Annotated in this window: 26 protein-coding genes and 3 pseudogenes; 20 read left to right on the forward strand and 9 right to left on the reverse strand. The window is 53.7% G+C overall.

The features are described from left to right. Nucleotides 1-3: 3 nt before the first annotated feature. Nucleotides 4-537: a type VI secretion system contractile sheath small subunit gene (tssB, locus tag AC3WJW_RS27840; RefSeq protein ID WP_007978739.1), complete on the reverse strand. Its 534-nt coding sequence runs from the start codon at nucleotides 535-537 to the stop codon at nucleotides 4-6. Between the two features lie 68 nt (nucleotides 538-605). Continuing rightward, nucleotides 606-1,358 (reverse strand): hypothetical protein, encoded by a 753-nt coding sequence (locus AC3WJW_RS27845; RefSeq protein WP_007978741.1) that lies wholly within the window; start codon nucleotides 1,356-1,358, stop codon nucleotides 606-608. A 702-nt stretch (nucleotides 1,359-2,060) separates the two neighbouring features. Here AC3WJW_RS27845 and AC3WJW_RS27850 point away from each other — a divergent pair. From AC3WJW_RS27850 to AC3WJW_RS27865, 4 genes are all read left to right on the forward strand, one after another. Next, nucleotides 2,061-4,226 (forward strand): M48 family metallopeptidase, encoded by a 2,166-nt coding sequence (locus tag AC3WJW_RS27850; protein ID WP_493728222.1) that lies wholly within the window; start codon nucleotides 2,061-2,063, stop codon nucleotides 4,224-4,226. Between the two features lie 127 nt (nucleotides 4,227-4,353). Beyond that, nucleotides 4,354-4,896 carry a CbrC family protein gene (locus tag AC3WJW_RS27855; protein ID WP_218500409.1) on the forward strand — a complete coding sequence of 181 codons (543 nt, stop codon included), beginning with the start codon at nucleotides 4,354-4,356 and terminating at the stop codon, nucleotides 4,894-4,896. A gap of 46 nt (nucleotides 4,897-4,942) precedes the next feature. Then, nucleotides 4,943-5,167, forward strand: coding sequence for a hypothetical protein (locus AC3WJW_RS27860; protein WP_493728223.1), 225 nt, complete (start codon nucleotides 4,943-4,945; stop codon nucleotides 5,165-5,167). Nucleotides 5,168-5,172: 5 nt separating this feature from the next. Further along, the gene (locus tag AC3WJW_RS27865; protein ID WP_493728224.1) at nucleotides 5,173-5,646 is read left to right on the forward strand and encodes a hypothetical protein; all 474 of its coding nucleotides are present in this window, start codon (nucleotides 5,173-5,175) and stop codon (nucleotides 5,644-5,646) included. A gap of 266 nt (nucleotides 5,647-5,912) precedes the next feature. On the opposite strand, the gene AC3WJW_RS27870 is transcribed toward AC3WJW_RS27865, so the two are convergent. The 7 genes from AC3WJW_RS27870 to AC3WJW_RS27900 all read right to left on the reverse strand — a co-directional run bounded on the left by AC3WJW_RS27870 (nucleotide 5,913) and on the right by AC3WJW_RS27900 (nucleotide 11,498). Then, complete coding sequence (locus tag AC3WJW_RS27870) at nucleotides 5,913-6,191, reverse strand: DUF6966 domain-containing protein (protein WP_493728225.1); 279 nt, start codon at nucleotides 6,189-6,191, stop codon at nucleotides 5,913-5,915. 118 nt (nucleotides 6,192-6,309) lie between these two features. After that, the gene (locus AC3WJW_RS27875) at nucleotides 6,310-7,218 is read right to left on the reverse strand and encodes an immunity protein Tsi6 family protein (RefSeq protein ID WP_493728226.1); all 909 of its coding nucleotides are present in this window, start codon (nucleotides 7,216-7,218) and stop codon (nucleotides 6,310-6,312) included. A gap of 76 nt (nucleotides 7,219-7,294) precedes the next feature. Next, nucleotides 7,295-8,410 (reverse strand): ADP-ribosylarginine hydrolase Tri1, encoded by a 1,116-nt coding sequence (gene tri1, locus AC3WJW_RS27880; protein WP_493728227.1) that lies wholly within the window; start codon nucleotides 8,408-8,410, stop codon nucleotides 7,295-7,297. Between the two features lie 52 nt (nucleotides 8,411-8,462). Continuing rightward, entirely contained in the window at nucleotides 8,463-8,927 is a 465-nt protein-coding gene (locus AC3WJW_RS27885) for an SMI1/KNR4 family protein (protein WP_493728228.1), read from the reverse strand. A 144-nt stretch (nucleotides 8,928-9,071) separates the two neighbouring features. Then, nucleotides 9,072-9,305: a hypothetical protein gene (locus AC3WJW_RS27890; RefSeq protein WP_493728229.1), complete on the reverse strand. Its 234-nt coding sequence runs from the start codon at nucleotides 9,303-9,305 to the stop codon at nucleotides 9,072-9,074. Between the two features lie 445 nt (nucleotides 9,306-9,750). Next, nucleotides 9,751-10,047: an immunity protein Tsi6 family protein gene (locus tag AC3WJW_RS27895; RefSeq protein WP_218483827.1), complete on the reverse strand. Its 297-nt coding sequence runs from the start codon at nucleotides 10,045-10,047 to the stop codon at nucleotides 9,751-9,753. Beyond that, the gene (locus tag AC3WJW_RS27900) at nucleotides 10,044-11,498 is read right to left on the reverse strand and encodes a polymorphic toxin type 46 domain-containing protein (RefSeq protein ID WP_493728230.1); all 1,455 of its coding nucleotides are present in this window, start codon (nucleotides 11,496-11,498) and stop codon (nucleotides 10,044-10,046) included. The genes AC3WJW_RS27895 and AC3WJW_RS27900 overlap by 4 nt, the downstream gene beginning before the upstream one ends. A gap of 711 nt (nucleotides 11,499-12,209) precedes the next feature. On the opposite strand from AC3WJW_RS27900, the gene AC3WJW_RS27905 reads away from it, so the two are divergent. The 16 genes and pseudogenes from AC3WJW_RS27905 (at nucleotide 12,210) to AC3WJW_RS27980 (ending at nucleotide 26,002) form a co-directional block, all read left to right on the forward strand. After that, nucleotides 12,210-14,060, forward strand: a complete 1,851-nt coding sequence (locus AC3WJW_RS27905) for a type VI secretion system Vgr family protein (RefSeq protein ID WP_493728231.1) — start codon at nucleotides 12,210-12,212, stop codon at nucleotides 14,058-14,060. Nucleotides 14,061-14,071: 11 nt separating this feature from the next. Next, the gene (locus AC3WJW_RS27910; protein ID WP_258681543.1) at nucleotides 14,072-14,656 is read left to right on the forward strand and encodes a DcrB/PsbP domain-containing protein; all 585 of its coding nucleotides are present in this window, start codon (nucleotides 14,072-14,074) and stop codon (nucleotides 14,654-14,656) included. A gap of 39 nt (nucleotides 14,657-14,695) precedes the next feature. Further along, nucleotides 14,696-15,163 (forward strand): DUF1795 domain-containing protein, encoded by a 468-nt coding sequence (locus AC3WJW_RS27915; protein ID WP_258681540.1) that lies wholly within the window; start codon nucleotides 14,696-14,698, stop codon nucleotides 15,161-15,163. 3 nt (nucleotides 15,164-15,166) lie between these two features. Next, a complete protein-coding gene (locus tag AC3WJW_RS27920) occupies nucleotides 15,167-19,369 on the forward strand; it encodes an RHS repeat-associated core domain-containing protein (RefSeq protein ID WP_493728232.1) in 4,203 nt (1,400 codons plus the stop codon). Between the two features lie 19 nt (nucleotides 19,370-19,388). Next, the gene (locus AC3WJW_RS27925) at nucleotides 19,389-19,931 is read left to right on the forward strand and encodes a DUF4303 domain-containing protein (RefSeq protein ID WP_493728233.1); all 543 of its coding nucleotides are present in this window, start codon (nucleotides 19,389-19,391) and stop codon (nucleotides 19,929-19,931) included. A 146-nt stretch (nucleotides 19,932-20,077) separates the two neighbouring features. Next, nucleotides 20,078-20,530 carry a hypothetical protein gene (locus tag AC3WJW_RS27930; RefSeq protein WP_493728234.1) on the forward strand — a complete coding sequence of 151 codons (453 nt, stop codon included), beginning with the start codon at nucleotides 20,078-20,080 and terminating at the stop codon, nucleotides 20,528-20,530. 126 nt (nucleotides 20,531-20,656) lie between these two features. Beyond that, nucleotides 20,657-21,737, forward strand: a pseudogene (locus AC3WJW_RS27935) (RHS repeat domain-containing protein); the annotation flags it as partial. Between the two features lie 64 nt (nucleotides 21,738-21,801). Further along, nucleotides 21,802-22,080, forward strand: a complete 279-nt coding sequence (locus AC3WJW_RS27940; RefSeq protein ID WP_493728252.1) for a hypothetical protein — start codon at nucleotides 21,802-21,804, stop codon at nucleotides 22,078-22,080. Beyond that, a complete protein-coding gene (locus AC3WJW_RS27945) occupies nucleotides 22,073-22,393 on the forward strand; it encodes a hypothetical protein (protein ID WP_493728235.1) in 321 nt (106 codons plus the stop codon). Before AC3WJW_RS27940 ends, AC3WJW_RS27945 begins: the two co-directional genes overlap by 8 nt. Nucleotides 22,394-22,709: 316 nt before the next feature. Next, nucleotides 22,710-23,138, forward strand: a complete 429-nt coding sequence (locus AC3WJW_RS27950; protein WP_493728236.1) for a hypothetical protein — start codon at nucleotides 22,710-22,712, stop codon at nucleotides 23,136-23,138. 316 nt (nucleotides 23,139-23,454) lie between these two features. Next, nucleotides 23,455-23,727, forward strand: a complete 273-nt coding sequence (locus AC3WJW_RS27955) for a hypothetical protein (protein WP_493728237.1) — start codon at nucleotides 23,455-23,457, stop codon at nucleotides 23,725-23,727. Nucleotides 23,728-23,897: 170 nt separating this feature from the next. After that, nucleotides 23,898-24,120: pseudogene (locus tag AC3WJW_RS27960) on the forward strand (RHS repeat domain-containing protein); the annotation flags it as partial. 91 nt (nucleotides 24,121-24,211) lie between these two features. Then, on the forward strand, nucleotides 24,212-24,586 hold the full coding sequence (locus AC3WJW_RS27965) for an immunity protein PIM1 family protein (RefSeq protein WP_493728238.1): 375 nt from the start codon (nucleotides 24,212-24,214) through the stop codon (nucleotides 24,584-24,586). Nucleotides 24,587-24,749: 163 nt separating this feature from the next. Beyond that, nucleotides 24,750-24,989 (forward strand): annotated as a pseudogene (locus AC3WJW_RS27970) (HNH/ENDO VII family nuclease); the annotation flags it as partial. 73 nt (nucleotides 24,990-25,062) lie between these two features. Next, nucleotides 25,063-25,368 carry a hypothetical protein gene (locus AC3WJW_RS27975; protein ID WP_493728239.1) on the forward strand — a complete coding sequence of 102 codons (306 nt, stop codon included), beginning with the start codon at nucleotides 25,063-25,065 and terminating at the stop codon, nucleotides 25,366-25,368. Between the two features lie 283 nt (nucleotides 25,369-25,651). Beyond that, nucleotides 25,652-26,002, forward strand: a complete 351-nt coding sequence (locus tag AC3WJW_RS27980; RefSeq protein ID WP_493728240.1) for a hypothetical protein — start codon at nucleotides 25,652-25,654, stop codon at nucleotides 26,000-26,002. Nucleotides 26,003-26,199 lie beyond the last annotated feature (197 nt).

The raw sequence follows: 26,199 nt of genomic DNA on the forward strand, positions 1-26,199 counted from the left end.
CTCCTACGCTTTGCCGTCGGTGGCCGGAACGGCGGCTTCACGGCCGAATTCCTTGCCCAGGGTTTTCAACTTCTCGGTGTTCTGCAACACGTCCATCAGCAGCTCTTCGAGCTTGTCGTTGCCACCCATCTTGTTGCGCAGGTCCGCCAGCTTGTTGCGCACTTCCAGCAGCTTGCGCAGCGGCTCGACCTGCTTGACCACGTTCTGCGGTTCGAAGTCTTCGAGGGCGTTGAAGTTGAGCTCGACGCCCAGCTGCGTGCCGTTTTTCGCCAGGGTGTTGTCGACGCGGTAGGTCAGGCGCGGCTTGATGCCCTTGAGCACGCCGTTGAAGTTGTCGCGGTCGATGAAAATGAACTTGCGATCCTTGAGCTTCGGCAGTGGCTCCAGCGGGTTGCCGGAGAAATCGCCCAGCACACCGACGACAAAGGGCAGCTCTTTCTTTTCCTGAGCGTCACCGATATCCACGTCGTAGGTGATATGGACCCGAGGCGCGCGGACGCGGTCGAGTTTGTGCTGGGTACTTTCCTTCTTCGCCATCGTGATCTCCTGTGCGAACAATTCGCTGCAAGTCGTTTGCGTGTCGGTTCAATGGGTGGCCGAGCGCGTTACATTCCTTCGATCGTCAGCAGCAGGCGCTGACGGATTTCATCGTTCATTTCCATGATGTTGGCGTGCCCCACCAGCTCCTCGAAGCTGGTGTTGCCGGCGATCTGGGTGCTGCTGCGGATCACGGCCTCGTCGGGCAACTGCGAGCGAACCGGCGAGCTGATGACGCAGAAGGGCAGGTCGCCGAACTCCTTCAGGCGTTCGAAACTGACGGGGAAACGCAGGCCTTCGAGCAGGCGGCTGATGCCGGGCGACTTGCTCAGGCAGTAGAACAGCACCAGGTAATGCACCACGAAGCGGTACAGCTCGGCGCTGCTGCGATTGGGGTCTTTGATGACGGTGCGAAAACGGGCCAGGTCGAACGAACTGAAGCCCACCACCCAGCGCACGGGGCTGGTGATGCGAATGGATTGGCCGCTTTGGGACAGCACCTTGTCGTACTCCAGCGCAAACAATTGCGGGGTGGTACTGAGCAGGTTGAGGGGCACTTCGAGTTCATTGACCAGCTGGAACGGAGCGGCCGAGCCGATGCGGTCGAAGAGCTCCTTGAGTTCCTTGAAATGGTGCTGGGTCTCGCGCCCGCTGCTGCGTTGCGCGCCTTGCAGGTATTCACCGAAAAACGCTTGCGGACGAATCAGCAAAGCCAGGGTCGCCAGGTAATCCGAAGCCTGCGCCTTGAGCGCATCGGAAATGGCCCGGGTCTGGCTTCGCAGCTGGATCAATGCTTCAACATCAAAAAACGTCTGAGTCATCGGTACATCGTCCTTGAACACTTCGCGACCACTACCCGGATATACACGGGAGTGCGTGCGCAGCGACTAATTTCTCGAGTGAACACCTGTTCACGAGTTGTGATTGCTGATGTTTGACATCAAAAAATCACACTGCCAGGAATCATTGGGAGTGCGATGCTGGCATATGGATATCGAGTTGCCAGTAACGTCGTGTATGGCAGCAGGGTGTGTAGGAAAGTTCCTACGAGGCGCGGATTTTTTCTTTTTTTTGATACATGTCGCAATGATGTCCTGTTGCCATCACTTGCTGGATCTGAATGGCGAAAGTGTCTGAAACCCAATTAATTCAATGGTTTCAGGCACGTAATGGATCCAATTTTTAATTGAAAATAATTTGAAAAAGGTGAACCGGTTCACCCAATGCCCGCTTGAGGGGCCGTTAAAGAAAAGATTGAAGGATAAGTGTCATATAGCCGGCAAGGAAGTGATGGCATCTCAGAGAATCCGGGATATACAAGGTGTTCTTTCCATTGCTGAACGAGTGTTCGGGCAATTTGGCGTTACATATCGTCGATATTTCTGTATAACGCGCCAGGTACGACTGCACCCCGTAACTTTCATGTCGGGCCGTGCAATAGCGTGAGGGCTTTCGGGCCTTTGTTAAATGGAATTTATGCTCGCCACGGATGTCAGGCGACGCGACTATTGAGGCCCTGTCTCATGAGAACGTTGAAACTCATTGCCGTACTTATTCTCCTGCCGCTTTGCCTTGGTTTGTTTGGCGTCTGGGAGTTGCAACGCAGTACCGAGAGCATTCGGGACTTCGCCGAAGCCAAAGCCGAGTTGGGCGTGATGCGTCCCGAAATCGAAGCGATGGTCGCCAAGCCGTTCTCACGCTCGGCCAAGGTCGATATCAACGGTGAACGCATGGGTGTTCACCAGGCTTTGTCGCTCATTACCCAAGCCGAGCATGAACTGACCATCCTGCAACCGGTGGCAGCCGTGATGAACAACCTGGCCAAAGGTGTCATCGTCCTCGGCCTGCTGGCCTCGCTGGTCGGTGTGCTGGGGTTGTTGGGTCTGCGTTGGGCCGGTGCCCGCGCGAGTCATTCCCGTGAACGATTGCTGCACACCTTCAGCCTAGTGAGCCGCCTGTTGCCGTACCTGCTGGTGGGGCACATCGTCGCCATGGGCGCGGCGGTAGCGGCCATCCTCGGTTTCGAAGGCCTGGGGCTGTGGCACATGGGGAAAATGGCCACGGGTGAATTCAAGCTGATGCTCATCGTGCTGATGCTGATGCTCGGTTTCCTGTATTCGATCTGGCAGATGGGCAAGCAGCTGCCGGTCATGCTGCACATGTTCCAGTCCACGCCGATGAGCGTGCTCGGCCAGGTGGTCACACCGGAACAGGCACCAGCGCTGTGGGCCTTTGTTCGCGAACTGGCGGACCAGCTCGGCGCGCTGGCACCCGAGCACATCGTGCTGGGTATGACCGAAGGTTTTTACGTCACCTCCAGCGACGTCAACCTGCTCCCGTCAGGCACTGCGCTCAAGGGCCGCACCCTGCACCTGCCGATGATGTACCTGGGCTTGCTCGATTCGGCAGAAACCGGCGCGGTCATCGGTCACGAACTGGCGCACTTCGCCGGTGCCGATACCGAGTACAGCCTGCGCTTCGTACCGATCTACGAGGGGATCGGCCGCAGTCTCGGGGTGATTGCCGAGACCATGCTGCAAAGCGATGTGCTGCAACGCACGACGCTGTGGCCGGCTTTCATGCTCGGCGAGTATTTCATGGAGCGTTTCGATCATGCGGTGAGCCACTGGAGCCGCGTGCGGGAGCTGGCGGCGGACGCGGCGGGTGCGCAGTTGACGGGAAATATCGCCATCGCTTCGGCGCTGGTGCGCATCTCTGCCATCGACCCCTTGTTGCACCAGGGTGTCTCGACCCATGTGGTCCGCGCGACCAACCCCAGCGCCGAACACGTCCTGACCCGCGACTTGCCAGGCAGCGTACTGCAGGAACTGGCCGCGCAGCCGCTGACCCTGCCCGAGGAGGAAATGGCAGCCAGCCTGCCTCATCCGTCGGACACTCACCCCTCCAACCGCGAGCGGCTGGCGTCCCTGCAAGTCACGGTCGAAGAGGCCGTCAGCCGCGGCACCCGCCCGATCATCGCGGCACAGGCCAGCGCCGCGATGGATCACTATTTCGCCGATCCCCAGGCATTGCGTGCGCGCATTACCGAGGACTTTCTCGGCCACTACGTGGAGCAGGATGCGGCGGTTGTGCAAGCGTTGCGTAGCCATGCCGGCAATGCCATGGAGGAAGTCCGGCTGCATGAAGGCGCACGATTGCGCGGGTGGATTACCCTGGGTTGCTTCTCGCTCTTCATGTTGTTGGGTGTGGGCCTGCTGATCCTGCCGTACCTGTTGCCGCAGGTTTTCGTGGACGCGGATGCCACAATGAAGTTGGTTGGCATTCTGCTCTTGATCAGCATGGCGTTCCTGCTGCCGCTCTCCTTGCGCATGCTCACTCGGGCGAACAAGACTGCGTTGCTACTGACGCCCGAGCACTTCGTGTTCGCCAACTTCAAGGCGCCATTGCCAATACAGCACGTCGCCGATTTTGGTCTGCAAGTGGGGCACGGGGTGCACTTGAATTTGCTGCTGGAAGACGACGCCCCCATGCCTGAGTTGGCCTCGCGTTCGTTCTTTTCGCCGGATGCGAAACTCGACAAGAAGAAGCGCTGGGTCCAGTTGCAGCTGCTTCAAATCTGCCGTGACGACAAAAAACTCAAGGACCAGGAGTTGGCGGACCTGATTGGCACCTATCTGAATGCAGGCACTGCACGGCACTTGCTGCAGCAGCGATTCGAGCAGGCTTGAAGGCTTTCAGCATCGGCAAGCGTGGGGTTCCGGGTTCAATGGCTCCCTGCGCAAAGCTGATGAAGATCTGATAGCAGCCCTTGCAGTTGGTTGTTTTGAAAGGCATACATTTTACAAGGATGCGTACATGACACTGCCCCACTTTATTTACCATCCCGATCCCGTCGGTAGCGGTTCGGTGCAACCCTCTTGCGCCACTTGCGTGAGCTGCAATCAGGCGCGAGGCTTCATTTATGTGGGCCCGGTATACGCCATTGATGAATACGAAAACTGCATCTGCCCTTGGTGCATTGCCGACGGGAGTGCGCACCAGCGCCTGGGCGCGACGTTTGTCGATGACGAGAGTATCGGCCTGGACGGCGAAGACACGCTGAGCGAGGCGCAGATCGCCGAAGTCAGCCAGCGCACGCCTGGTTTTAATGGCTGGCAGCAAGAGCGCTGGTTCACTCACTGCGACGACGCAGCCGAGTTTGTCGGTAAGGCCGGCCATGCAGAGTTGCTTGAACTGGGCCCGGCAGCCATCGCTGCCGTTCAGGACTCGACAGGCTTGGAGGACGGTCCGCAGTGGCAAGCGTTCTTCAATGTCCTGGATAAGGATCATGGGCCTACCGCCTACCTGTTCAAATGTCGCCACTGCGCCACGCTGGGCGCTTACCAAGACAGCCATTGATACCCAAAGTGCTCGATCCGTGGCGACCCACGAGGATGAATCACTGATGACCGACGATCACACCCCCGACTTCACCAAAGTCCCCACCGGCATGCTGCCGTTCCCGCCTGTTGAAGACGTGTTTGTCGCCGATCAACTGGAGCTGGCCAACCATCTGCACCCTTTGTTCAGCTTGGATATCAGCACCGTAAACCCGGCCGGCGCAGACATGATCGTCATGTTCTACGAGCCGATTGAAGGCTTGGTGCTATTCACCTTCGATTACAGTTGAATCCCATGAATAAGACCGAACTGCAAACGCTTGTAGTCAGAGTTAAAAAGTATCTCGCGATTATCTTTTTGCTCTGCCTTGTAGGCGTTGTCATCTATGCATACCTGCACAAACCGGAATTTCCTTCTGCGATAGTCCTGAAGCAAGACTTCATTCCGGGGCAGTCGATCTACATCGTTCAAGATGCCAGGGATGCAGATGAGCCCAAAAGCCTGAGGTTCTACGTCAACAATGGCGACGGCAGGAATAATGAGACGATGAAGGTGCTCCTCGCAAAGACCCCGCCCTTCCTGGTCTCGGACACTGACTTGAAAGACGTGGTAATCCAGCGTGTCTCCAACGGCCTGCACATCAAACTCAAAGGCGCAGTCTCGAATTACCAGAGCAACCTTTACCTTGAAGACGGCGACACTTACACCACCTACCGTGTAAGCCTTGAACAAGTCGAAACGCGACCGCCCTTGGCGAGCGGTCGGTAAGCTTTCTTCAGCAAGGCAATTACTGCACAGACAACCGCAATCGCCAGCGCCGGCCACTGCATCGGCAAATCGATGATACTGGTTGCTGGCGGGGGGGCTGGTCGTATTGATGGCGTGCCTGCTGCCATTCTCGTTGCGCATGCTCAAGCGGGCGAACAAGACGGCGTTGTTGCGGACGCCCGAGCACTTGGTATTTGCGAACCTAAAGGCGCCATTGCCGATCTGGCACATGGCCGATTTTGGCCTGCAAGCGTGGGGTGCGAAGTTCAATGGCACCCTGCGCAGAGCTGATGGAGGTCTGATAGCAGCGTCTGAAGTTCGTTATTTTCGGCCAGCAAGGGCTTTGCGTCTTCATACAGAACAACGTCGTTGATCGAGCCCATGCCGCCGTACAGCGACATCAGTCGAGACAGTGCGTACGCCGCATCCTGGGGCAGCGCAAGGCTGCACTCCTCAAGTCTGTCGGCCCATTGTGGGTGACCGAATCTCCTCAGCAGTTCTGCTGTTCGGGCAAGGTTCGAGGAGATCTTGCAGATGTCTTTCATGGCGCCAGTCCTGAGCGAATCATTTATCAACTGCACAACGTTGGCGGAACCATGGTTCCAATCGACCGAGTAGCTGAGGCCATTCCAGTTACCACTGATCAATACCCAGTATTTAATGCTATGTACGAGGAAGACTTTCCGGCGGCAATCCGTTAGGCAGCTGAATCTTCAGGCCATGTGCAATCTGATCGGCAATGTAGAAGGCATCCCCCAGTACGCCAGCAAGTTCAGGATCGTCGGCTTCAAACTCTTTGCCGGCCCAAACGCCGATGGTCAAATCGTGCAACCGGGCTTTATCTTTTTCAACGCCCAGCAACACGTTCTTGATGAATTGCAATTGGATCAGCGAGCTTGAATAAATCTGGAATTCTGGACAGCCGTTGAATCTCAGGGCGGTGATGGTTATCGCATTGTCGATGTAGTCGAGGGCAGTTATCGGCGTTTTCAAGAGGCGGTCCCTCTCGGTATCAGCGTTTTGATTGCTGCGCGACGCCACGTATTGATCAAACATTCGAACCTGCTCTCCGATCCGGGCAGAGTCTCGATTGTAATCAACGTGTTTTCTATAGGTCAGGAATTGTTCCGATTGTGGTCCATGGGCCAGCAGCGAAACAATGGCCGCACATTGCACAAGCCAATAGATTTCGAACGAGGATTCCGTGCCTCGACAATAGCCAAGATCTGTCGCTTTGCCGTACAGGTCACGCGCCAGTTGGCTGGCGTAATCGCGGTTTATCGTCGTCTCTGATGTCCATCCGGCCCGGTCATTTGCGATGACGAATACCCGATAACGCTGCAAGAGGAGGGCATCCACTAGCGTCAGGTCCGGGCAGGCGGGGGGCATCAGCAGTACAAACACTTCTGGCTCTCGATTGATCGGCAGCCAGGACAGGTTCCTTTCCACTCGGGAAGGTGGCTTGTCCACTTCGCTCAAGGTGGCTGTATCGACAACCTGCTCGGTGGGGGCGGGTGGAGGAGCGGTCTTTTGCACGAAAAAGGTTTTCAAGCGCTGCAGTAATTTTGACATGGGGGTAGCCGTTCAAGTGTTTTGATTTTGAGTAAAACTATCCACTGACAACAATTTCCAGGGAGTACTTGCCGTTTCAGTGATTCCCATAAATCACTTCATCCATCTCGTCATGGAGTGGGGCGCTTTCGAATAACTTTTGCGCCAGGTCCTGAATGTGCTCTGACCAGGCGACGGTTTTGACCCATTCTTCAGGCATGCCCGTCACCCCGGACAGAGCGCCGGCTATCTGGCCGGCGGTCGCTGCCACGCTGTCGGCGTCGTCTGCCAGATTGGCCGCCAACAGGATTGCATCCTTGAAGTTGTCGGTGTTCCAGACCGCCCACAGAGCTGCTTCCAGCGTATCGATGACGTAGCCGGAGGAGCGGATCTGATCGCGGGTTTTTTGTTTGTATTCGCCAGCGTTGATGATCAAGGGGCGGGGATACAAGGCGCGAATCATTGACGACAAGGTTTCTTCCTTGTCCGCGCCATTGAGGGCCAGGTGCAGTAGAGCGCCGAGCAGTTCGCAGCAATTTACGGCTTCTGCAGCCTTGTGAGTGCAACGGCTTTGTGCCGAGCTTTCCCGCCAGGTGCCGGACAAGGAGTGGCGACGGAAGATGGCGGTCGGTGCCAGTCTGATGATCGATCCGTTGCCGGCTGTGGATGGATGATCGTTGCCGTACCAGTCGACGCCCTGCGCCAATCGACCTTCAAGCGCAGCGCGAGTGGCGTTGCCAATATCAAAGCATTTTCCGTTATGGCTATTTTCGCCATTTGTATACCAGCGACAAAGCCTCTGCGTGTAGTCGCGGAAATCGAATTTATTGTTTGCAACGTAAGTGTCTGCGAGAGCCAGTGCCATGCTCGTATCGTCAGTCCACTCACCCGGTTTCAGCTTGAAGGGGCCACCGCCAACCATGTCACTGACATGTTCACGATCACGGGGCAGAAACTCGAGCGTTGTACCCACGGTGTCGCCAATCGAGAGCCCCAGCAGGCAACCCTTTGCGCGGTCCAGCGCCTGCTCTTCAGTGAGGGTGCAAGGCCTGGAAGTCAGCCACTCAGGCTTCCTGTTCGGATATCTGGGTGCGTCCGGCTGCAACATGTAATCCATGCGCTGGCGCAGTTGAGGAGAGGGCGGTGGGAGCAGGTGGTCGTATCGCTCAGTGTATTGGGTGAGCGCTTCGTTGGAGCTTCTTAGATCAAACATGGTTTTTTAACCTCTCGGTGCGAGGCAATGATGTTTCACGACAAAGCGTCCCTTATGGCAAAAGCGCTTTAATTCTCTTGGTGAGAAATTCGTAAAAGTTGTTCGCATACAATAAGTTTTGCCCCGACGGAATTCTAACGAAAATCTGGCATTCTTCGGCGTTATATGTATCGTAGTCGAAGAAAAAAACCTCGCCAAAGTCGGTTTCGCTGATGACTACTTTTTTAGCGGTTGTTGATTTGTGTTTGAGGCCATTGATGTGCTGGAAAACTATATCTCCACCATTGATGTCCTCGAAGTCCATTCCATAGATACTATATATTTCCTCGGTCCCGATTTCTCCTCCTGCATAATTGAGAAGGAACCATTTGTAGGATGCAGGCAGTTTATGGCGGATTTGTTTCTCGGCTTTTACCAGCCAGTCATCAGATACGGCGTCAGCGGGGGATCCAAACGCGGCGATATCCGGATGTTGTTTGATCAGGTTCTCTAGCTCAAATGTTGGTGGTTTATTCATTGCCTGTCTCGGACGTTGTTTGCCACTGTTGTCAATCTGTCAATGCTCATCTTTCCATAGTGCAGTGAAGGTCCCAGAATTTTGCGAAGCGGTATTTACCACATTGCAGAGGTGTAGCCGTCGATAGCGTGACATCACGTACCATCATCGGCGAGAGCGACCTCTATTGTAGTCCTGGCGGGTGATCTCCTCGCCGCAGCACAGAGCTTCATTGAATAAACGGTTGTCATGAGGGACTGGATGACTGCTCTCTTCGTTGCCGTAGAAACGTACGAATATCAGCTTCGAATGATGGTCCCATCGATAGGTGACTTCTTCGTATGAGTAGTCAATGAAAATGTCTTCGTTGGCGAAACGCTCACCCTTCGCTATTGCCATTTAATTCTCTCGGGACGTTGTAGTGCTGCGTCGCTGATCGTGAACCCCATCTGAAAACCCAAGAACAACAAGAGCTTTTAAAAAAAACTCGGCGCCAGGCAATGATCTGTCACGACATATCGCCTGATTTCAGACCCGCTCAAATGCGTCCCATAAAATCTGTCGAATAGCATCCAGTCTTGCGTTAGCTGCGATTCGTTGTTCAGAGGTCCCTCGATCAATGTAGAAGTCTGAGAAACCTGATTTACTGCCTGCCATGGTCCTATAAATTGAAGTCGCTTGTGTCCATTCATTACTGTTCGGTGAAGGGTCATCGGAAAGTATGCGGATTATCGCATTTATTCCCGAATTAAAATTTCGGCAGTTCTCACTGTGAAAAATTTCTTTGAGCGTAATAAGTAGTTCGGTCAGGTGTGAATTTGTCATGCGCTATCGGACACCAAATTTACTCGGGTAGCTTGATCTTCAGACCTCGTGCAGACTGTATCGCGACGTAATACGCATCCTTGAGTGCACGGGCTAGTTCTGGATCATTCTCTTCAAATTCCTTTGAAGCAATCGCTCCTATACTAAGTTTATGGAGTCCGGACTTGTCTTTTTCGGAACCGTCAAATACAGCTTTCACATACTCTAGTTGCGTGAGCAATGATGTGTAGACCGAAAACTGTGGGCATCCATCACGCCTATCAGTCGTGACTATGATCGCTTTTTCAACATACTCAAGTGGTGTTGTTGGTTTCATGGTGTACCTGGAGTAATTAAGTTAAACAGATCTTTCTGGCCAGATGTCATCTGTCGTGCCCCCCCCGTTGCTGGAAAAGGTTTTGACGGCACGGACCACGTGTCCATAATCGGGGCAGATGTGCTGCGTAACAAGGTAACTTTTTCCGTGGTTTGATAACTGTTTATGACCTTCGGAACAACAGTTTTCGTTTTGTAGATCTCACCGAGGGGGTTGATCCCCAGCTGTGATGGTACCACCTCTGGGGTAGGAGAATACCAAATGCCTTGCCTTCCTTCTGGTACTTGGTACTGCCAGAGCTTCTTGCCTCGATTAATGGTCTCTACATATACCGGTTGAGAAAAATCCAAGCCGTTCATGTAGTTTTCGTAATCTGCTGGTTTGTAACCTTCAGATTTGAAGAAATTTTCTGCGGTTTCCTGGTTTCCACGTATATAGATATCTTGTTTCACGTCGCCCGTTCGGCCAAATTTCTTATTTAAGTAATCTCGACGTGCGGCTGAGTCCATAAGCGGTTGATTGGCGGGCTTGGTTGTCGGTTGCTGCGCCGGAATCTCACGTAACGTCTGCGGCTCCTCAGCCTTCGCCAAAGGCGTCGGCTCCTTCACCCGCAACTCATCCCGAGCCAGCAACTTCTGCTCATTCCTTGCCAGCCAACCTGCCAACTGCTTGTTCGATATCTCCGCCTGAAGCTTCGCGCTGCGGGTCGCGATGTTTTCCATGCTGTTCATCACACCGGCTTTCATCTGGCCCCGGGTCAGGTAGGTGACGATGGCGGTGAGCAACAGGAGTACAAGCTGCTCCTGCCCGCGAGCCAGTTGTCGTGCCGCGCGTTCGACGCGTTCCTGGACCAGTGCCGCGGAGCCGCCGCTGGGGTCGAGGCCGGACGGCTTGAGGCCTTCTTCGGCGTGCCAGGCCGTGGCGATGCCTTCCTGCAAGGTCGAGAGGCAGGCGGGCAGGCCCTGGTAAAAATATTCGGCGATGGCGGACAGGCCCAGGCCCATGAGAATCAGGTTGCCGACCTGCAAGCCGATACCGGCCCCGGCAGCAGCTCCGGGGGCAGCACCGACGCCAAATGCGAAGGCCCCCGCTGCGCCGCCGGCCACGGTGCCGATCGCCACGCTGCCGCCGAGAATCATCGAGACTTCTTTGACCAGTTGCAGCAGTACCGGCAGGATCTGCTCGATTTCAATCGAGGCCCACTTGCGCTTGAGGTCCATCTGGATGATCGGGTAGGAGAGGGTCATCGCCTGATGCACCGCATCGATGCGACGACCGCCCATGTAGCCGTAGGCCTGGCTCGCGCCATTGCTGACACGCCGGGTGAAGCCGTTCCAGTTGTCGTGCACGCTCTGCAAGCCGTCGTTGACGCCCTGGTTCAGCTCGTTGAATTTCTGGTCGAGGTTACGTTCGACATCGGCCCAGCTGGGCACGTTGGCTAAAAGATCCATTTACTCGTCACTGTCCTTGGGGGAAAGGCGCTTCCTTGTTGCTGCGGTCGAGCTGTCGAATATCCGACTTCACATCATTGCCAAAGTGATGGCTATTAGCCGCACTTCAGACTGCGGGGCGGGTAAAAAATTTCAACATGGATCCCATTTTTGTTATTCGCGTTTCATTCGGCAATGATGGCAATAAGGCATTAGTCGCCAACAAGTGGCCGCTAACTTCCCGTTCATCCTTGATATATCAGTGTTTCTGGTCGGCCAGTGTCGCGATAATTATTTTTCAGGGATTATCCTGAGCTGAGTTCCAGGTGCATGGAAGTGCGCGCATATATGGCGTGCGGGTTGACACAGTGCATGACATGGGTGTCTCCTTCCCGCGTTCGAGCATCTGTGATGCCTGCAAAAGTGTGACAAATTTCGCAAATATTTTACTGAGTGATGGCACTTTCATACTGCCTTGCGGTCGCAGTTTCTGGCGCCTGTTTCGTGTGAGGAATTTCACTCGGCGTTTAAACAGACCCGATGAAAATGAAGCGTTTTTAGAGGCAGTCGCTTACAAGACTTGCAAATTGCCACAGTCCGAAAACATGGGGCGGCGAGGTGTTCGCCCTGATCGATGATGTGGCAGACAGGGTTTTGACCCTCTTATCTGATTCGTTATGTGCAGTGGTTGAGAGAGGGCGGTAGCTTTCCACTGTTTTCAAGGAGATACACATGTTGATGGACCTTGCCGCAATGCTTTCCCCGCAGAATCGGCGCCTGTTCAAGTTCAAGAACCTCGCCAACCCCGAACAGCAATTGTTGCTTGAGTCCTTCAAGGGGACTGAAGGTCTGTCGCGTGCGTACAACTTCGAGTTGCTGCTGGTGTGCCAGGACTCCGACGTCGAGTTGAAGTCGATGATGGGTCAGCACGTGGTTCTTGAAATCGAACTGGCAGACACCACGCCTCGTTACCTGGCAGGCTATCTCACGCGTTTTGCCAGTATCGGCAGCGATGGTGGCATGGCCCGCTACACGGCGACGCTGAACCCCTGGTTCTCCATGCTGAAGAACCGTTTCGACACGCGCATTTTCCAGGGTTGCACGGTGGAAGATGTCGTCACCCAGGTGTTTGCCTTGTGCACCGCGTTTTCCCGGCACGAGTTCCGCCTGAGCAAGCCGCTCAAGCATTACACCTACATCACCCAGTACCGCGAATCCGACTTCAACTTTGTCCAGCGCCTGCTGGAAGAAGAGGGGATGTTTTACTACTTCGAGCACACCGCCGAAGGCCACACCATGATCATCTGCGACGACTCCACTACGTTGGTGCCGTTGCCTGAGCAGCCGCAGATCCGTTTCCACACTGCATCGGTCACCGAGACCGCCGACTCCATCACCCAATGGAGCGGCAACCGCCAGTTGCAGTCGGGGAAAATCGCGGTCCAGACCTTCGATTATCGTCAGCCGTCCAACCGCTTACCGGTCGCCATGAAGAGCCTGAACAAGCAGGGCGATGTCGACGAATTCGAAATCTATGACTTCCCCGGTCAATACACCCACGGCACCTACGACGAAGGCGAAGCGCTGCTGCGGTTGCGGGTCGAAGCGCTTGAACTCAAGGGCAAGAGCTTTCATGGCGCCAGTAACTGCCGCGCGATGAAGCCCGGTTATACCTTCGAACTGCTGCAGCATTACGATCACGATCAAGGCCCTGCCGATGAGCGTCAGTTCCTGCTGATGAGCGTCGAAAGCGAAGGCCACAACAACTACCTCAACGGGCACCAGGCCAGCTACTACAACACCTTCTCCTGCGTGCGCAAAAAGATCGTCTTCCGCCCTCAACTCACCACCCCGCGCCCGACCATCTCGGGTCCGCAAACCGCGATCATCGTGGGTCCGCCGGGGGAGGAAATCTTCACCGACGAACTCGGCCGCGTGAAGGTGCAATTTCACTGGGACCGCAAGGGCGAGCACAACGACAAGAGCTCCTGCTGGGTCCGCGTCGCGCAGTCCGGTGCCAGCGGCGGCTTCGGCAGCATCCAGATTCCCCGGGTAGGCGATGAAGTCGTGGTGGTGTTCCTCGACGGCAACCCCGACCGCCCGCTGGTCATGGGCAGCCTCTACAACAGCCAGAACACCCCGCCCTGGTCGTTGCCGGCGAACAAGACCCAGAGTGGTTTTTTGACTCGGTCGATGAAGGGTGACGGCGGCACGGCGAACTTCTTCCGCTTCGAAGACAAAGCAGGTGCCGAGCAGATCATCATGCATGCCGAGCGCAACATGGACACCGAGATCGAGGTCGATGAAGTCCATACCGTCGGCAGCAACCGCACGATCAAGGTCGGTGGCACGCACACCGAAACGATCAAGAAAGACACGGTGATGAATGTCCAGGAAGGCTCGCTGACGATTCAGGTCGACAACCAGTTCATTCAGGTCAGTGCCAATCAGCACATCATTCTTCAGGTGGGGGGCAGCAGTATCAAGCTGACCCCACAAGGCATCGAAATAAAAGGCGACGCCATCGATATTCTTGGCAAGAACACCTATGTCCACGGTGACCGTGTCGATATCAACAAGTGAGAAATCAGACCATGGTCAGGACCAGTATCTACGACCGTATTTCCGAAAAACGGCTCGCGGCCGAGACACTTGCGCGGCAGCAGTTGCAGGAGGCTGCCGAGGCTTCGCCCGCGGTCATCGAGCCTGAGCCGGTAGCGGTGGTACCGCTTCAATTGGCGCGCAATGAATTGAAAGTCGCGGGGCTGAATCTGGTAATGCCGCAAGGCTTCAACTTCCGCGACATCGATACAACGCTCGAAAAGCAGGGTCATCCCGTCACGTTCAGTGTCAAGCGTCGTCCTGCACCTGAAGGGCTGACACTGCAACGTTCGGTGCAGTTGTATGTGGAGAACCTGCGCAAAAACCACCCCGACGTCACCATCGTGCGGCAGAGCGATTGCCTGCTGGCAGGCAGTCCGGCGATTACCCTGGATTATATCTTCACGGCGGGACAGGAGCGTCGCCACGGCAGAACGACCAGCGCAGTCATCCATCCCGACAATGGTAACGAGCGCCAATGGTTGAGCATGTCGACGATGATCAATCCCGCTCATGCAGAGCTTGCCGATTGGTTGATCGAGTTCGAGACGATGCTCGAAAACATCAGCGCTGACTAAGCCTTTTCCTCTTTCACCTATTCACGGAACGCACGCCCAATGGACTATCAGCTTCAGGAAGGATCCATCACTTTGCCGGAAGGTTTTCAGGACCGCACGGTGAACATGTTTGTGCTCGGCAACAGCATTCCTGCGCCGCTGAACATCACACTGTCGCGCGACAACATGCTGCCGGCAGAGGATCTGAAGGCTTACATCGAGCGCCAGGTAAAACTCATTGCCGCCAAACTGCGCGGCTATACCTTGCTCAGCAAGAAGCCGGCAGCGCTGTCCGGGGAGCAACCGCTCTCCGGCATCCAGGTGGATGCTTACTACATGAACGATGGTCGACCGGTTTACCAACGGCAGGCAGCGTTCGAAATCGAACCCGGTCGCATCCTTGTGTTTTCCACGACCAGCCAGGCTGATTTCAGCGTCACACAAAACCAGAATTGGCTGCAGCTGCTGGCAAGTTTCAAACCGCGCCAGGCCGATACGGTGTCCACCGACAGTGCCGAACAGGAGTAACCCATGTTCGAAGCTGCGCGTTGGGGCGATGAAATTGAACACACCAGTGCGCTCGGCGGTTTTCTCGCCGGTGCAGTGATCGGGCTTGCGATTGCGACGGCAGCCGCATTCATGATCTGCACGGCGGGGCTCGGCGGAATTCTGCTGGGAATTGCCGTAGGACTGGCTGCCAGTTTCGTCCCCATGATTGGCGAAAGCATAGGGTCGGCAATGAGTTCGCCCGCCGGGGGGATCAAGCTTGAAGGCTGCTCGACGGATGTGTTCATCAACAGCCGCAATGCCGCCCACGCAAAGTTGAGCATGGGCACGTGCGATAAACACCCTGCGCCGGTCATGGTTGCCGAAGGCTCTTCCAACGTTTTCATCAACAATGTGGCGGCTTCGCGCAAGGGGGACAAACTGACCTGTGGCGCGAAGATCTCCAGCGGCTCGAACAATGTGTTCATCGGCGGCGGGACAGAGCGCTATCTGGATGTCGACGAAGAAATTCCCGGCTGGCTGCGGGTCACCGTCGACGTGCTGATGATTGTCGCCTCGATGGGCCGCGCAGTAGGTCCGATCTTCAGATTGGGCATGACGCAAGGTCTGAAGGCTGCCGGGCCTTGCGCATTGAAGTTTGGAGCGACCGTGGCGGCCAGCTATCTGGCCGGGCGCTTTGTCATCGGTCCGGCCGTTGAGCGCGCAATCGGCGGTTTGAGCGGTAACCCCGTCGACCTTACCAGCGGGCGCAAGCTATTGCCCGAGTCCGGAGAAACCGACTTTGCGCTCCCGGGGCTCATGCCGATTGAATGGTCTCGCTTCTATGCCAGCGATCTGACCGTCGACAGCGTGCTCGGCAGAGGCTGGGTCTTGCCTTGGGAGCAAAGCCTGCGCAGAAGCGGCAGCTTCGTCTACCTCACGGATAACCAGGGGCGCAGCGTGCCCTTTGTGGATGTGGAGCCAGGTGATCGCATCTATAACCCCTATGAGCAGCTCCACCTGGTCCGCACCGAAGGCGGCCATTACCTGCTGCAAACCCTCGACAACCTGTTCTTCTACTTCGGCGAGGTGCCGGACGACAACAGCGATGTCCCGCTGCAACGCCTGGAAAATGCCCTCGGGCATTACCTGCATTTCACCCGCACGGCAGAAGGCCGGCTGACCGACATCAGCGCCACGGGTGGTGTTCGGGTGCACCTGCACTATGACAACCCGCTGGGGCGCCTGACCGACGTCAAGCGCGTCGTCGACAACCAGGCGGTTGAAACCCTGGTGCAGTATCGCTATGACGACAACGGCCAACTCATCGAGGTGATCAATCGCAACAGCGATTCGATGCGCCGCTTCAGCTACGCCGACGGTGTGATGGCCAGCCACAGCAACGCCCTGGGCCTGAGCTGTCATTACCGCTGGGAAACCATTGAAGGCCAGCTGCGTGTGGTGGAGCACTGGACCAGCGATGGCGAACACTTTCACTACCGCTACGACTTCAAGCAGCGCACCTCGTGGGCCACTGACGCACTGGGGCGCGAGCTCCAGATCCACTACAACGAAGATCGCCGCGTGATTGCCAGTCGCGACTTCGGCGGTGAGCAGTACGCCATCGACCTCGACGAAGCGGGCAACATGACCGGTCTCAAGCTGCCGGATGGAAACCGGTTGGGGTTCAAGTACGACAACTTTTCGCGTTTGCTTGAAGAAACCGACCCATTGGGCCGCCAGATCAAATACAAGTACCACCTCGGTACTACGCTGGTCACAGAAACCACCTTCCTGGACGGCAGCGTCTGGCAGGCCCGCTACGACGCCAAGGGCAACCTCATCGCCGAAGTCGACGCCCTCGGTCACACCACCGAATACCTCAACGGCGACGACGGCCTGCCACACACCATCATCGACGCGACCCACAAGTCCAAATACCTGTGGTGGAACACCCTGGCCCAGGTCGAGCGCTTCCAGGATTGCTCGGGTAAAAACACCACATACCGCTTCGACGAGCGCCAGCACCTGGTCGCCGTCACCGACGCGCTGGGTCAGACCACCACGCTGGAACGCAAGCCCGACGGCGAAGTGCTGCGCATCCATCACCCGGACGGCAGCGCCGAATCCTTCACCTACAACGCCCTCGGCCAATTGCTCAGCCATACCGACGGCAAAGGCCAAACCACGCGCCTGCTACGCACCGCCCGTGGCCTGCCGAGCAGCCGCCAGGACGCCAAGGGTCAGCGCATTCGCTACGAGTACGACCCGGCGATTCGCCTGACTGCGCTGATCAACGAAAACAACGCGGCGTACCAGTTCGCCTACGATGCGTCCGACCGGTTGGTCGAAGAAAAGCGCATCGACAACCTGACCCGGCGCTTCAGCTACAACCTCGGCGGGCATCTGACCCAGGTCGACGAAACCGGCTACGGCGAGCGCGGCGAACGGCCACAGCGTCGCACCGAATTCGAGCGCGACGCGATTGGCCGCCTGCTCGCCAAACTCAATACCGATGCCCGTCAGGATTACCTGTACGACGACGCGGATCGCCTGCTGTCGATCCAGCGCCTGCCGACCGTGCAGGGCAAGCAACTCGGCGTCAGCGAAGAAACCCTCGAATTCTCCTACGATCTGCTCGGCCGCCTGATCCAGGAGACCACAGCGCAAGGCGCCTTGTCCTACGAGTACGACCCACTGAGCAACCTCACCACGCTGACGTTGCCCACCGGCCAACACCTCAATCACCTGTACTACGGCAGCGGCCACCTGCACCAACTCAACCTCGACGGGCAGCTCATCAGCGACATCGAGCGCGACGACCTGCACCGCGAAGTGCTGCGCACCCAGGGCACGCTCACCAGCTGCTTCGGCTACGACGCGATGGGCCGCAAGAGCTGGCAGTTCGCCTCGCGCCTGCCGGCGGAAAAACTCTCGCGCCTCCACAACCCCGGCATCCAGCCCGACCTGCTGGTCGAGCACGCCTACAACCCGATCCACCGCCGTCACCAGTACGACCCGGCCGGCGAACTGACCCGCACCCTCGACAAACTGCGCGGCGAGATCAAGTACCAATATGAAGCCAACGGCCAGTTGCACAGCCGCGACACGGGGCAGTTGATCGACAGCGAAGAATTCCGCTACGACGCCGCGGCGAACCGGCTGAACTTCAACACCAGCCAGTTTGACCACGTCAAGGACAACCGCCTCAAGCGCTGGCGGGATCAGGAGTATGCCTACGATGCGTGGGGCAACCTGATTGAGAAACGCAGCGGGATGAACCGGCTGCAGACGTTTGTTTATGACTGTGAGAATCGGTTGGTTCGGGCCGAGACAATGGTCAGTGGCAAGCTGGAAAGTACCGGGTCGTATCGGTACGACAGTCTGGGGCGGCGGGTTGCCAAGGTTTCAGAGGTCAAGGGTCGGACCGAGCAGAAGCACTTTTTGTGGCAAGGCCTGCGCATGTTGCGTGAGCAGAGTCCGGGGCGGAGCAGTCTGTACCTGTATGAGCCGGGGAGTTATGCACCCTTGGCGCGGGTCGACCAGGCCGAGGGTGGGGAGCAGCAGCTTTACTACTTCCATACCGACCAGATTGGTACGCCGCTGGAGATGACTGACGCGGACGGGAGCATTGTCTGGCAGGCGACGTACAAGGCTTGGGGTTCGGTTGAGAAGCTGACGGTCAATGAAGTCGAGCAGAACCTGCGGTTTCAGGGGCAGTATTTCGATGAGGAGACGGGGCTGCACTACAACACGTTTCGGTATTACGATCCGGAGGTGGGGCGGTTTGTTACGCAGGATCCGATTGGGTTGTTGGGTAGCTTCAATCTTTATGAGTATGTAAAAAACCCGGTTTTGTGGTCCGATCCATGGGGGCTATGTGCGGATAAGGATTGGGGAGCATATTACGCAAGTAAAACTGGGACACGTCCTCCAAGCTCTATGGTCAAGCCTCATGCTCACCATATTGTTTTTAAGGGAACGTTCACGAGATCCCCAGGAATGCAGAAGGCGCTAGAGCGCAGCCGCGCCGTACTAGATAAATACAAAATTGATGCGGTAAATGATCCTGCTGCCATGATGTGGGCTGAAAACCAAGGGCATACCATTGCGAATGCGCGGTTGGTTGCAAATAAACTCGAAGCAGCAGATAAAGCTGTTATGGCTAAAGATTTACCGTTTAAAGATGCAGTATCCGTGATGAAGTCTGAGCTTCAAAAAATTGGTGCTGAGATATTTGGAAGTTAACAAGGGTGGGAGGTTTGTTATGGATTGGGTTGATCTGGAAAAGCGTGTATATAAAGCCGCGAAGTCTTCTTTTTCGAGCCTGAAAAGTGCTCATCCTAATGAAGAGTTTTACGTATTTGCTCTGTATACTGATAGCGGTGCTATGACCATTTGTCCATCTGCTAACTCTTTTCGTGGGTTGGAAGACAAGATAGGTCAAGAAGAAGAGGAAGATAGAACTCATGAAGCCGTTCAATATTATAAGTGGGCATCTTCTGAGTGGGCGTATGAAGCTTGGCAAAGTGAAGAGTTTGAAGGGGTATGCAAGGCTCTAAGGGAGTCTGCAGAGCGGAGCGATTTTGAGAGTTTTCAGGCGCAGGTTTTTCAAGTGATGACAAACGCTCTTCATTTGCTAAAAAATGAGGGTTTTTTTGAATCTTTTAATGCTCATCAATCTCCTGTTCTGTTTGTAACTATCACAGATGATAATCGTGCAGAGGAATTTGAAAATAAGTCCGCAGAAGTTCTTAATAGTGAGCAGGTTTTTGATGAATTTGTAAGTCGTTACAATGGTGTGGAGTAAAAGTCTCACCGCTTGCGCATTATTTGTTGCAGGTTGCGCTATGTGCGCAGCGAGTGATGGCGCAGAGGGTGTTGCGCTCGAGAAATATAGTCGGACACTTTGTTGGTGTTCGACGAGTTCTTGAAAATCATCACGGGCGTAGGCATATGCTAAATGTAGCAGCAGTTAGAGATTGGGTTGAAAGCTCCCGATATAGCAATCTTTTGGACTATGTAAAGAGTGATATGAGTTTGAATGTCGGAGATGAACCGGTTTCCGAAATTTTATTTAAGCATGATGTCAATAAGCTTGTTTTGGCTGATATGTCGATACAGGAGCTATCGGACGCTGCTAGCCGTAACGTGGACTTTTGCAAATATTTGACTGCTAAGTTTTCGATTGTTAAAGGTGAAGAGAATGAGCAAGAAGGAAGTGGGCAAGATGATAAAGTTTTGGAGGGGTTGCCTTTCTATAGGAATTTTCTCAATTTGCATCTAATAGAGTTTTATATATTGAGTGTTAGGCCGGATTTTTTGGATGTTTATTTGAAGTCTATCCGTATTCCTAATAGCAAAAAATACGCGGCTCAGCTAAGGAAGGCATTTGCACTTAATGGTTAGTATTTGCGGGTGAAGAGGCTTTCTGGCTGAATATATTGTGAGGTATTTAAGCTCTTTAAAATTAGATGTTCAGAGTGGCTGTAGGTTCTCTTCGGCTACTCATTTTTACGATTTGAATGTGGTTTCCTGTACTACGGCAGCGGCCACCTGCACCGCGAAGTCCTGCGCACCCAGGGCATCCTCACCAGCTGCTTCGGCTACGACGCGATGGGCCGCAAGAGCTGGCAGTTCGCCTCGCGCCTGCCGGCGGAAAAACTCTCGCGCCTCCACAACCCCGGCATCCAGCCCGACCTGCTGGTGGAGCACGCCTACAACCCGATTCACCGCCGTCACCAGTACGACCCGGCCGGCGAACTGACCCGCACCCTCGACAAACTGCGCGGCGAGATCAAGTACGAGTACGAAGCCAACGGCCAGTTGCACAGCCGCGACACCGGCCAGTTGATCGACAGCGAAGAATTCCGCTACGACGCCGCGGCGAACCGGCTGAACTTCAACACCAGCCAGTTTGACCACGTCAAGGACAACCGCCTCAAGCGCTGGCGGGATCAGGAATATGCCTACGATGCGTGGGGCAACCTGATTGAAAAACGCAGCGGCATGGGCACGCTGCAGATGTTTGTTTATGACTGTGAGAATCGGTTGGTGCGGGCCGAGACGTTGGTCAACGGCAAGCTCGTAAGTACCGGTTCGTATCGGTACGACAGCCTGGGGCGGCGGGTTGCCAAGGTTTCAGAGATCAAGGGTCGGACCGAGCAGAAGCACTTTTTGTGGCAAGGCCTGCGGATGCTGCGTGAGGAAAGTCCGGGGCGGAGCAGTCTGTACCTGTATGAGCCGGGGAGTTATGCGCCCTTGGCGCGTGTCGATCAGGCGGAGGGTGAGGAGCAGCAGCTTTACTACTTCCATACCGACCAGATTGCTACGCCGCTGGAGATGACGAACCGTGATGGGCAGATTGTCTGGCAAGCGACGTACAAGGCGTGGGGGGCGGTTGAGCGTCTGGACGTCAATGCAGTCAAGCAGAATCTGCGGTTTCAGGGGCAGTATTTCGATGATGAGACGGGGCTGCACTACATCATGTTTAGGTTGCGATCCGCAGGTTGGACGATTTATTACGCAGGATCCGATTGGGTTGTTGGGTGGGGATAATCTCTATTCCTACGCTCCCAATACCAATGGGTGGATTGATCCTTGGGGCTGGAGCTGTATTCCAAACAAGGTAGCTGGTACGGCACGGGAAGCGCGAGCTAAAGAAATTTCTGGGAAAAGGTATGGCAAGCAAAATGTTCTCAGTGAAAGATATCTGCGCAAAGGATCCGCTTACTGGCGAGGGGCATCGGCTCGACTTCGTCGTCAAAAATTCAGATGGCTCAGGTACTGCCAAGGAGATCACTAGCCTTACGGCAGATAAAACTGGGCAACTCCTCAAGGAAGACCGGATTAGAGAGGCAGGTGGTATTTTTGTAAGGGATCCAGGGACGAAAAAGCTTATTGAAGTTTCTGATGTGTCTACTGTTATACGAGCAAAATACAGGTGTTATTGTGGCTGATTTAAATTTTACGTTATGTAGTGTTCCTACGCTGCTTAGCCGAAACAAAAGCAAAGAATACCAAGAGCGAATGATCTTAAAGCTCGCAGTGTTGTTGGGCTTTTTAAAAGGCAATAATCTCATATTTACTAATCCTTTTAAATTGGATGGAAGTTTGGATCTTGAGTATATTTTGAAAAAAAACGATGCTGCGCCTGAATGTGTTGAGCTTTTCAAGAAAGTAATTCCTGGCTGGTTCTCGTATTTAGATAAAGGAGGTGATATAAATAATACCAATCGACTTTCGCAGGGCTTGAAAAAGCTAACTTCTTAGTCGATAGAGCTAATTTTTGAGCGGTATCGCGAATGTTGCTATTTTTTGGTGCGCTAAACCAATTTTTAACAGTGGTTACAAGCAAAAGGCGAGCTGGTCTGTTCGCCATAATCCTAGGTGGAATGATATATATATTAGATAGGAAGTACGTACAGACTATATTCAATAAGTTGTTTGAGAGAATTCGATAGCAGTGCAAGATCTCTTTAAAAATGTGGCAGAGATGGTATCCGTTATCCTGATAGCTTGGATGGTGACTTTGTAGCCCTCGTGGTGGGAAAGGAGAGCTATACATTCTATTAGTTGTGGGGGTTGGATGAGTGATGTAAGTGATTTTACGGTAGTCGATGGGCTTGGGAATTATGATCGCGAGGCTAATCCCCAAGGTTTAAGCGTTTGGGAATTACTCCCCAAGGAAGTGTCATGGTCATTTTTGGGGTGCTTATATAAAATTGAGAGCGCCGAAAAACTAATTCCTCAGCTACTAATAGGTGGTACTGGAATAGCGGTGGTTGTTTCTCCATTTAATGCTGAGAAAAACAAGGCGTTGGTTATTAAGCCTGACGGTGAAGTGAGGTGGGATGTTAGTGCTCTGGCTAGTGCCATGATAAAAGGAGGTATATTTTCAGATGTATATTATGTTTCGGGGTTGTTGTGTTTTTTTGTAAATATAAATGATCAGGACTTCAGGTTTTCATTTGATGCTGTTTCTGGAGAGATTGGGGTTTTGACACCATCTTATTAAGTGCGCTTTGGAAGTTAGATATCGTTGAGTCTGCATCTTCGGTCAGCGATTCCGACTGCTATGCACGCCCGAGCAGTGCTGAGCAGCGCCAATAGGCCAAGGGCCAGTGGGTGAATGGAAAAATACACGGCAATTTGAGGCTAAAATTCTTATTCCCAGGGGTACGACACTTAATGTGGGGGCGGTGGCGCCACAGATTACCAAGGCAGGAACAGTATTCAAAGGGGGGGGGCGGACCAAATACTCATGCCGCAAAATTGGCCAGAAAGTTGGATTGTAGGCATTAGAAATATAGGCACTATATAAGGGGTTCGAGATGAAAAAAAATGATCTGATAGAGTTGTTGAGAGAAATATTAAATGAGTTAGAACAAATTCAGGCAGTGCGTGGGGGGACGGATCTTCGCTCTATTATCGAAGATTACGAAAGGGTAGTTGTGCTCTTGCTTCGAAGAAATTTGACCGATAATTTGATCAAATTTTCGCCTAGGGAGTATTTGGAAATATATAGTGATTATGAAAATCCATTGCTTGAAAAAATGGGTTTTGCACAGAGGGAGGTTAATAATTTTTTGGTTGTCAGGCCTTAAGTGCTTGATGTTTTTTTAACGCTATTTCTGTTTTTGATACGGTCATTAACACCCTCTGTCGATCGCTCTTTTAAAACTAATCGAAAAAAGTGTCTGCCAAATTTGTCTCAGTCGCTTTCTCTATAGTAATAATCGACGCCAGCCGCAAGCCCTAATGCCGGTGGTGGAACACTTTGGAACGCAAGCCCGACGGCGAAGTGCTGCGCATCCATCACCCGGACGGCAGCGCCGAATCGTTCACCTACAACGCCCTCGGCCAGGTGCTTAGCCATACCGACTACAAAGGCCAGACCACGCGCCTCTACGCACCGCCCGGGGCCTGCCGAGTAGCCGCCAGGACGCCAAGGGCCAGCGCATCCGCTACGATACGACCCGGCGATTCGCCTGACTGCAACCTAATGGAACGCATGTCTTAGGCGTAAAACGTGACACCGCGTACGGCAGTAGACCTTATTGAGAACTGGCTGAGGGAGAGTGGCTTGAGATGACTACTGAATCTATAAAAGAGCTATCGATTTTAATCCATGAAGAAAATTTTTTTGAAGTGGTTGTTTTGGCTGTGAAAGACTGGGACGAGGCGTTAGACCAAAGAGATAGGGGAGAGTTTGATGCGTTGTGGGTTGAAAGTAATGAGTATTTGAAGAAACTAGACTATAAAATCCCTACTGATGAAATGGAAATTTCAGCGTTAAGAGAGTTTTCTTTCAAGAAAGTGTTCCGTCTAACGCAAAATTCCGAAGCCGCAAGCTATGTGTCTGATGATATCGGAATGATTGGGGAGGCCATAGCAAAAGGACATGTGAGTGAATGGGTAGCGAAGTTACTTGATTTGTACCGCAAAGGTGAATTTCCCTGTTAGCTTTTGGCGATACGGATCGGCTGCTAAAAATCAACCGGTTAACAACAAACTGGCAATGTCTAAGAAAAAATCTAATTCACCCACGACCTGATAGGCCACCAGATACAGGGGCGGGACGTGAGGTGAATTTTGCTACTGAATAGATTCGTTAGAGTAAAGTCGCAACCAACTCAACGTCGACGGCCAGCTCATCAGCGACATCGAGCGCGACGACCTGCACCGTGAAGTCCTGCGCACCCAGGGCGCGCTCACCAGCTGCTTCGGCTACGGCGTAATGGGCCGCAAGAGCTGGCAGTTCGCCTCGCGCCTGCCGGCGGAAAAACTCTAGCGCATCCACAACCCCAGCATCCAGCCCGATCCACCGCCGTCACCAGTACGATCCGCCGGCGAACTGACCCGCACTACCATCCAGATGGCAAGGGTGGACGAAATAAATGGGGCGGTGGTACTGCCTGTCGATAATAACGAGAGTTTTTATGAAAGAATATAAAGGTTTTACTGATCTTATTCTGAATCTAGAACATCTACCTGCTGTTGGGTGGATCTTCGTCGACTCTACAGTTGATAGAGCATCGAAGGATGCTGTGAGTTCTGCCGTTTTTTATGTAGCAGAAAATGACTTGGAGGAAATTGCGTGCGAGAATTCTAAGCGTACGTTTGTCGAATGTCCTTCTATGTTGGATATTAAGGCTGTCGCGGATCGAAGCAAAATAAAGCCTGATGTAAAGACATATTTGGAAGCGACACTTTACTATCTTGAGAATGATGATTTTCAAGGCTAGTTGGTCGTTGAGTTTGTGATCTGTTAGTTTTACAGGTTTTTGCGCGCTTTGCTTTGACGGTTTTTAACTACTAAGAATGGTTGAAAGGGGCATGGGGCTGAAGGATGTGCATAAGTTGTATTGAAGGGTGGTTTTGGGCGGAGATAGATGGTTTCTAGCTGGCAGTTCGCTTCACGCCTGCCGGCGGAAAAACCCTCGCGCACCCACACCCCCGTCATCCAGCCCGACCTGCTGGTGGAGCACGCCTACAACCCGATCCCAGAAAATGCGTTAAGGAGGTTTTATGAGGAACGACGAAAAATTTGTAGCTGCAATATTTGATGAGCTTTTTAAAAAAAATATTGAACAATACAAAGAATCTTTAAGTAAGCCGGTTAATAACGATGGTGATCCTTATGCAAAGGCTCGAAACGCTTTGGCTAAGTTGGGCGATGATGAACGGTCTGATGTTTTCAATTTTTTTAGGGTCATTGTCGCAGACAGCGCCTCTGTAGTATTTGGAGCATTGGATGGTGTTCATTTTCCCGACGGTATAAATGGAGATTTTCTCGTTACTTGTGATGGGGAGGAGATTCAAGGTGATCTCCTTGATATTTTCATTGAAAAGGCTCAGTCCGAAAATGTTTACCGCTAGCTCTATAAGGCAAATATTAGGGGTTCGGAGTAGCGGTCGCCACATTTAGTTAGGAACCAGTCTTTTCCTTCGGTTTAGTTGTTCGTGGGGCTGGCCAACGTTTTTTATTAATGCCGATAATCGCATCGGCTATTTAATCAGCGGTATCATTTGTCGTTCTATTGGAAGGAAAGATCACTGGATTTCGGGAGTTGAGA

The organism is Pseudomonas sp. GW821-FHT07G06, from assembly GCF_058986625.1.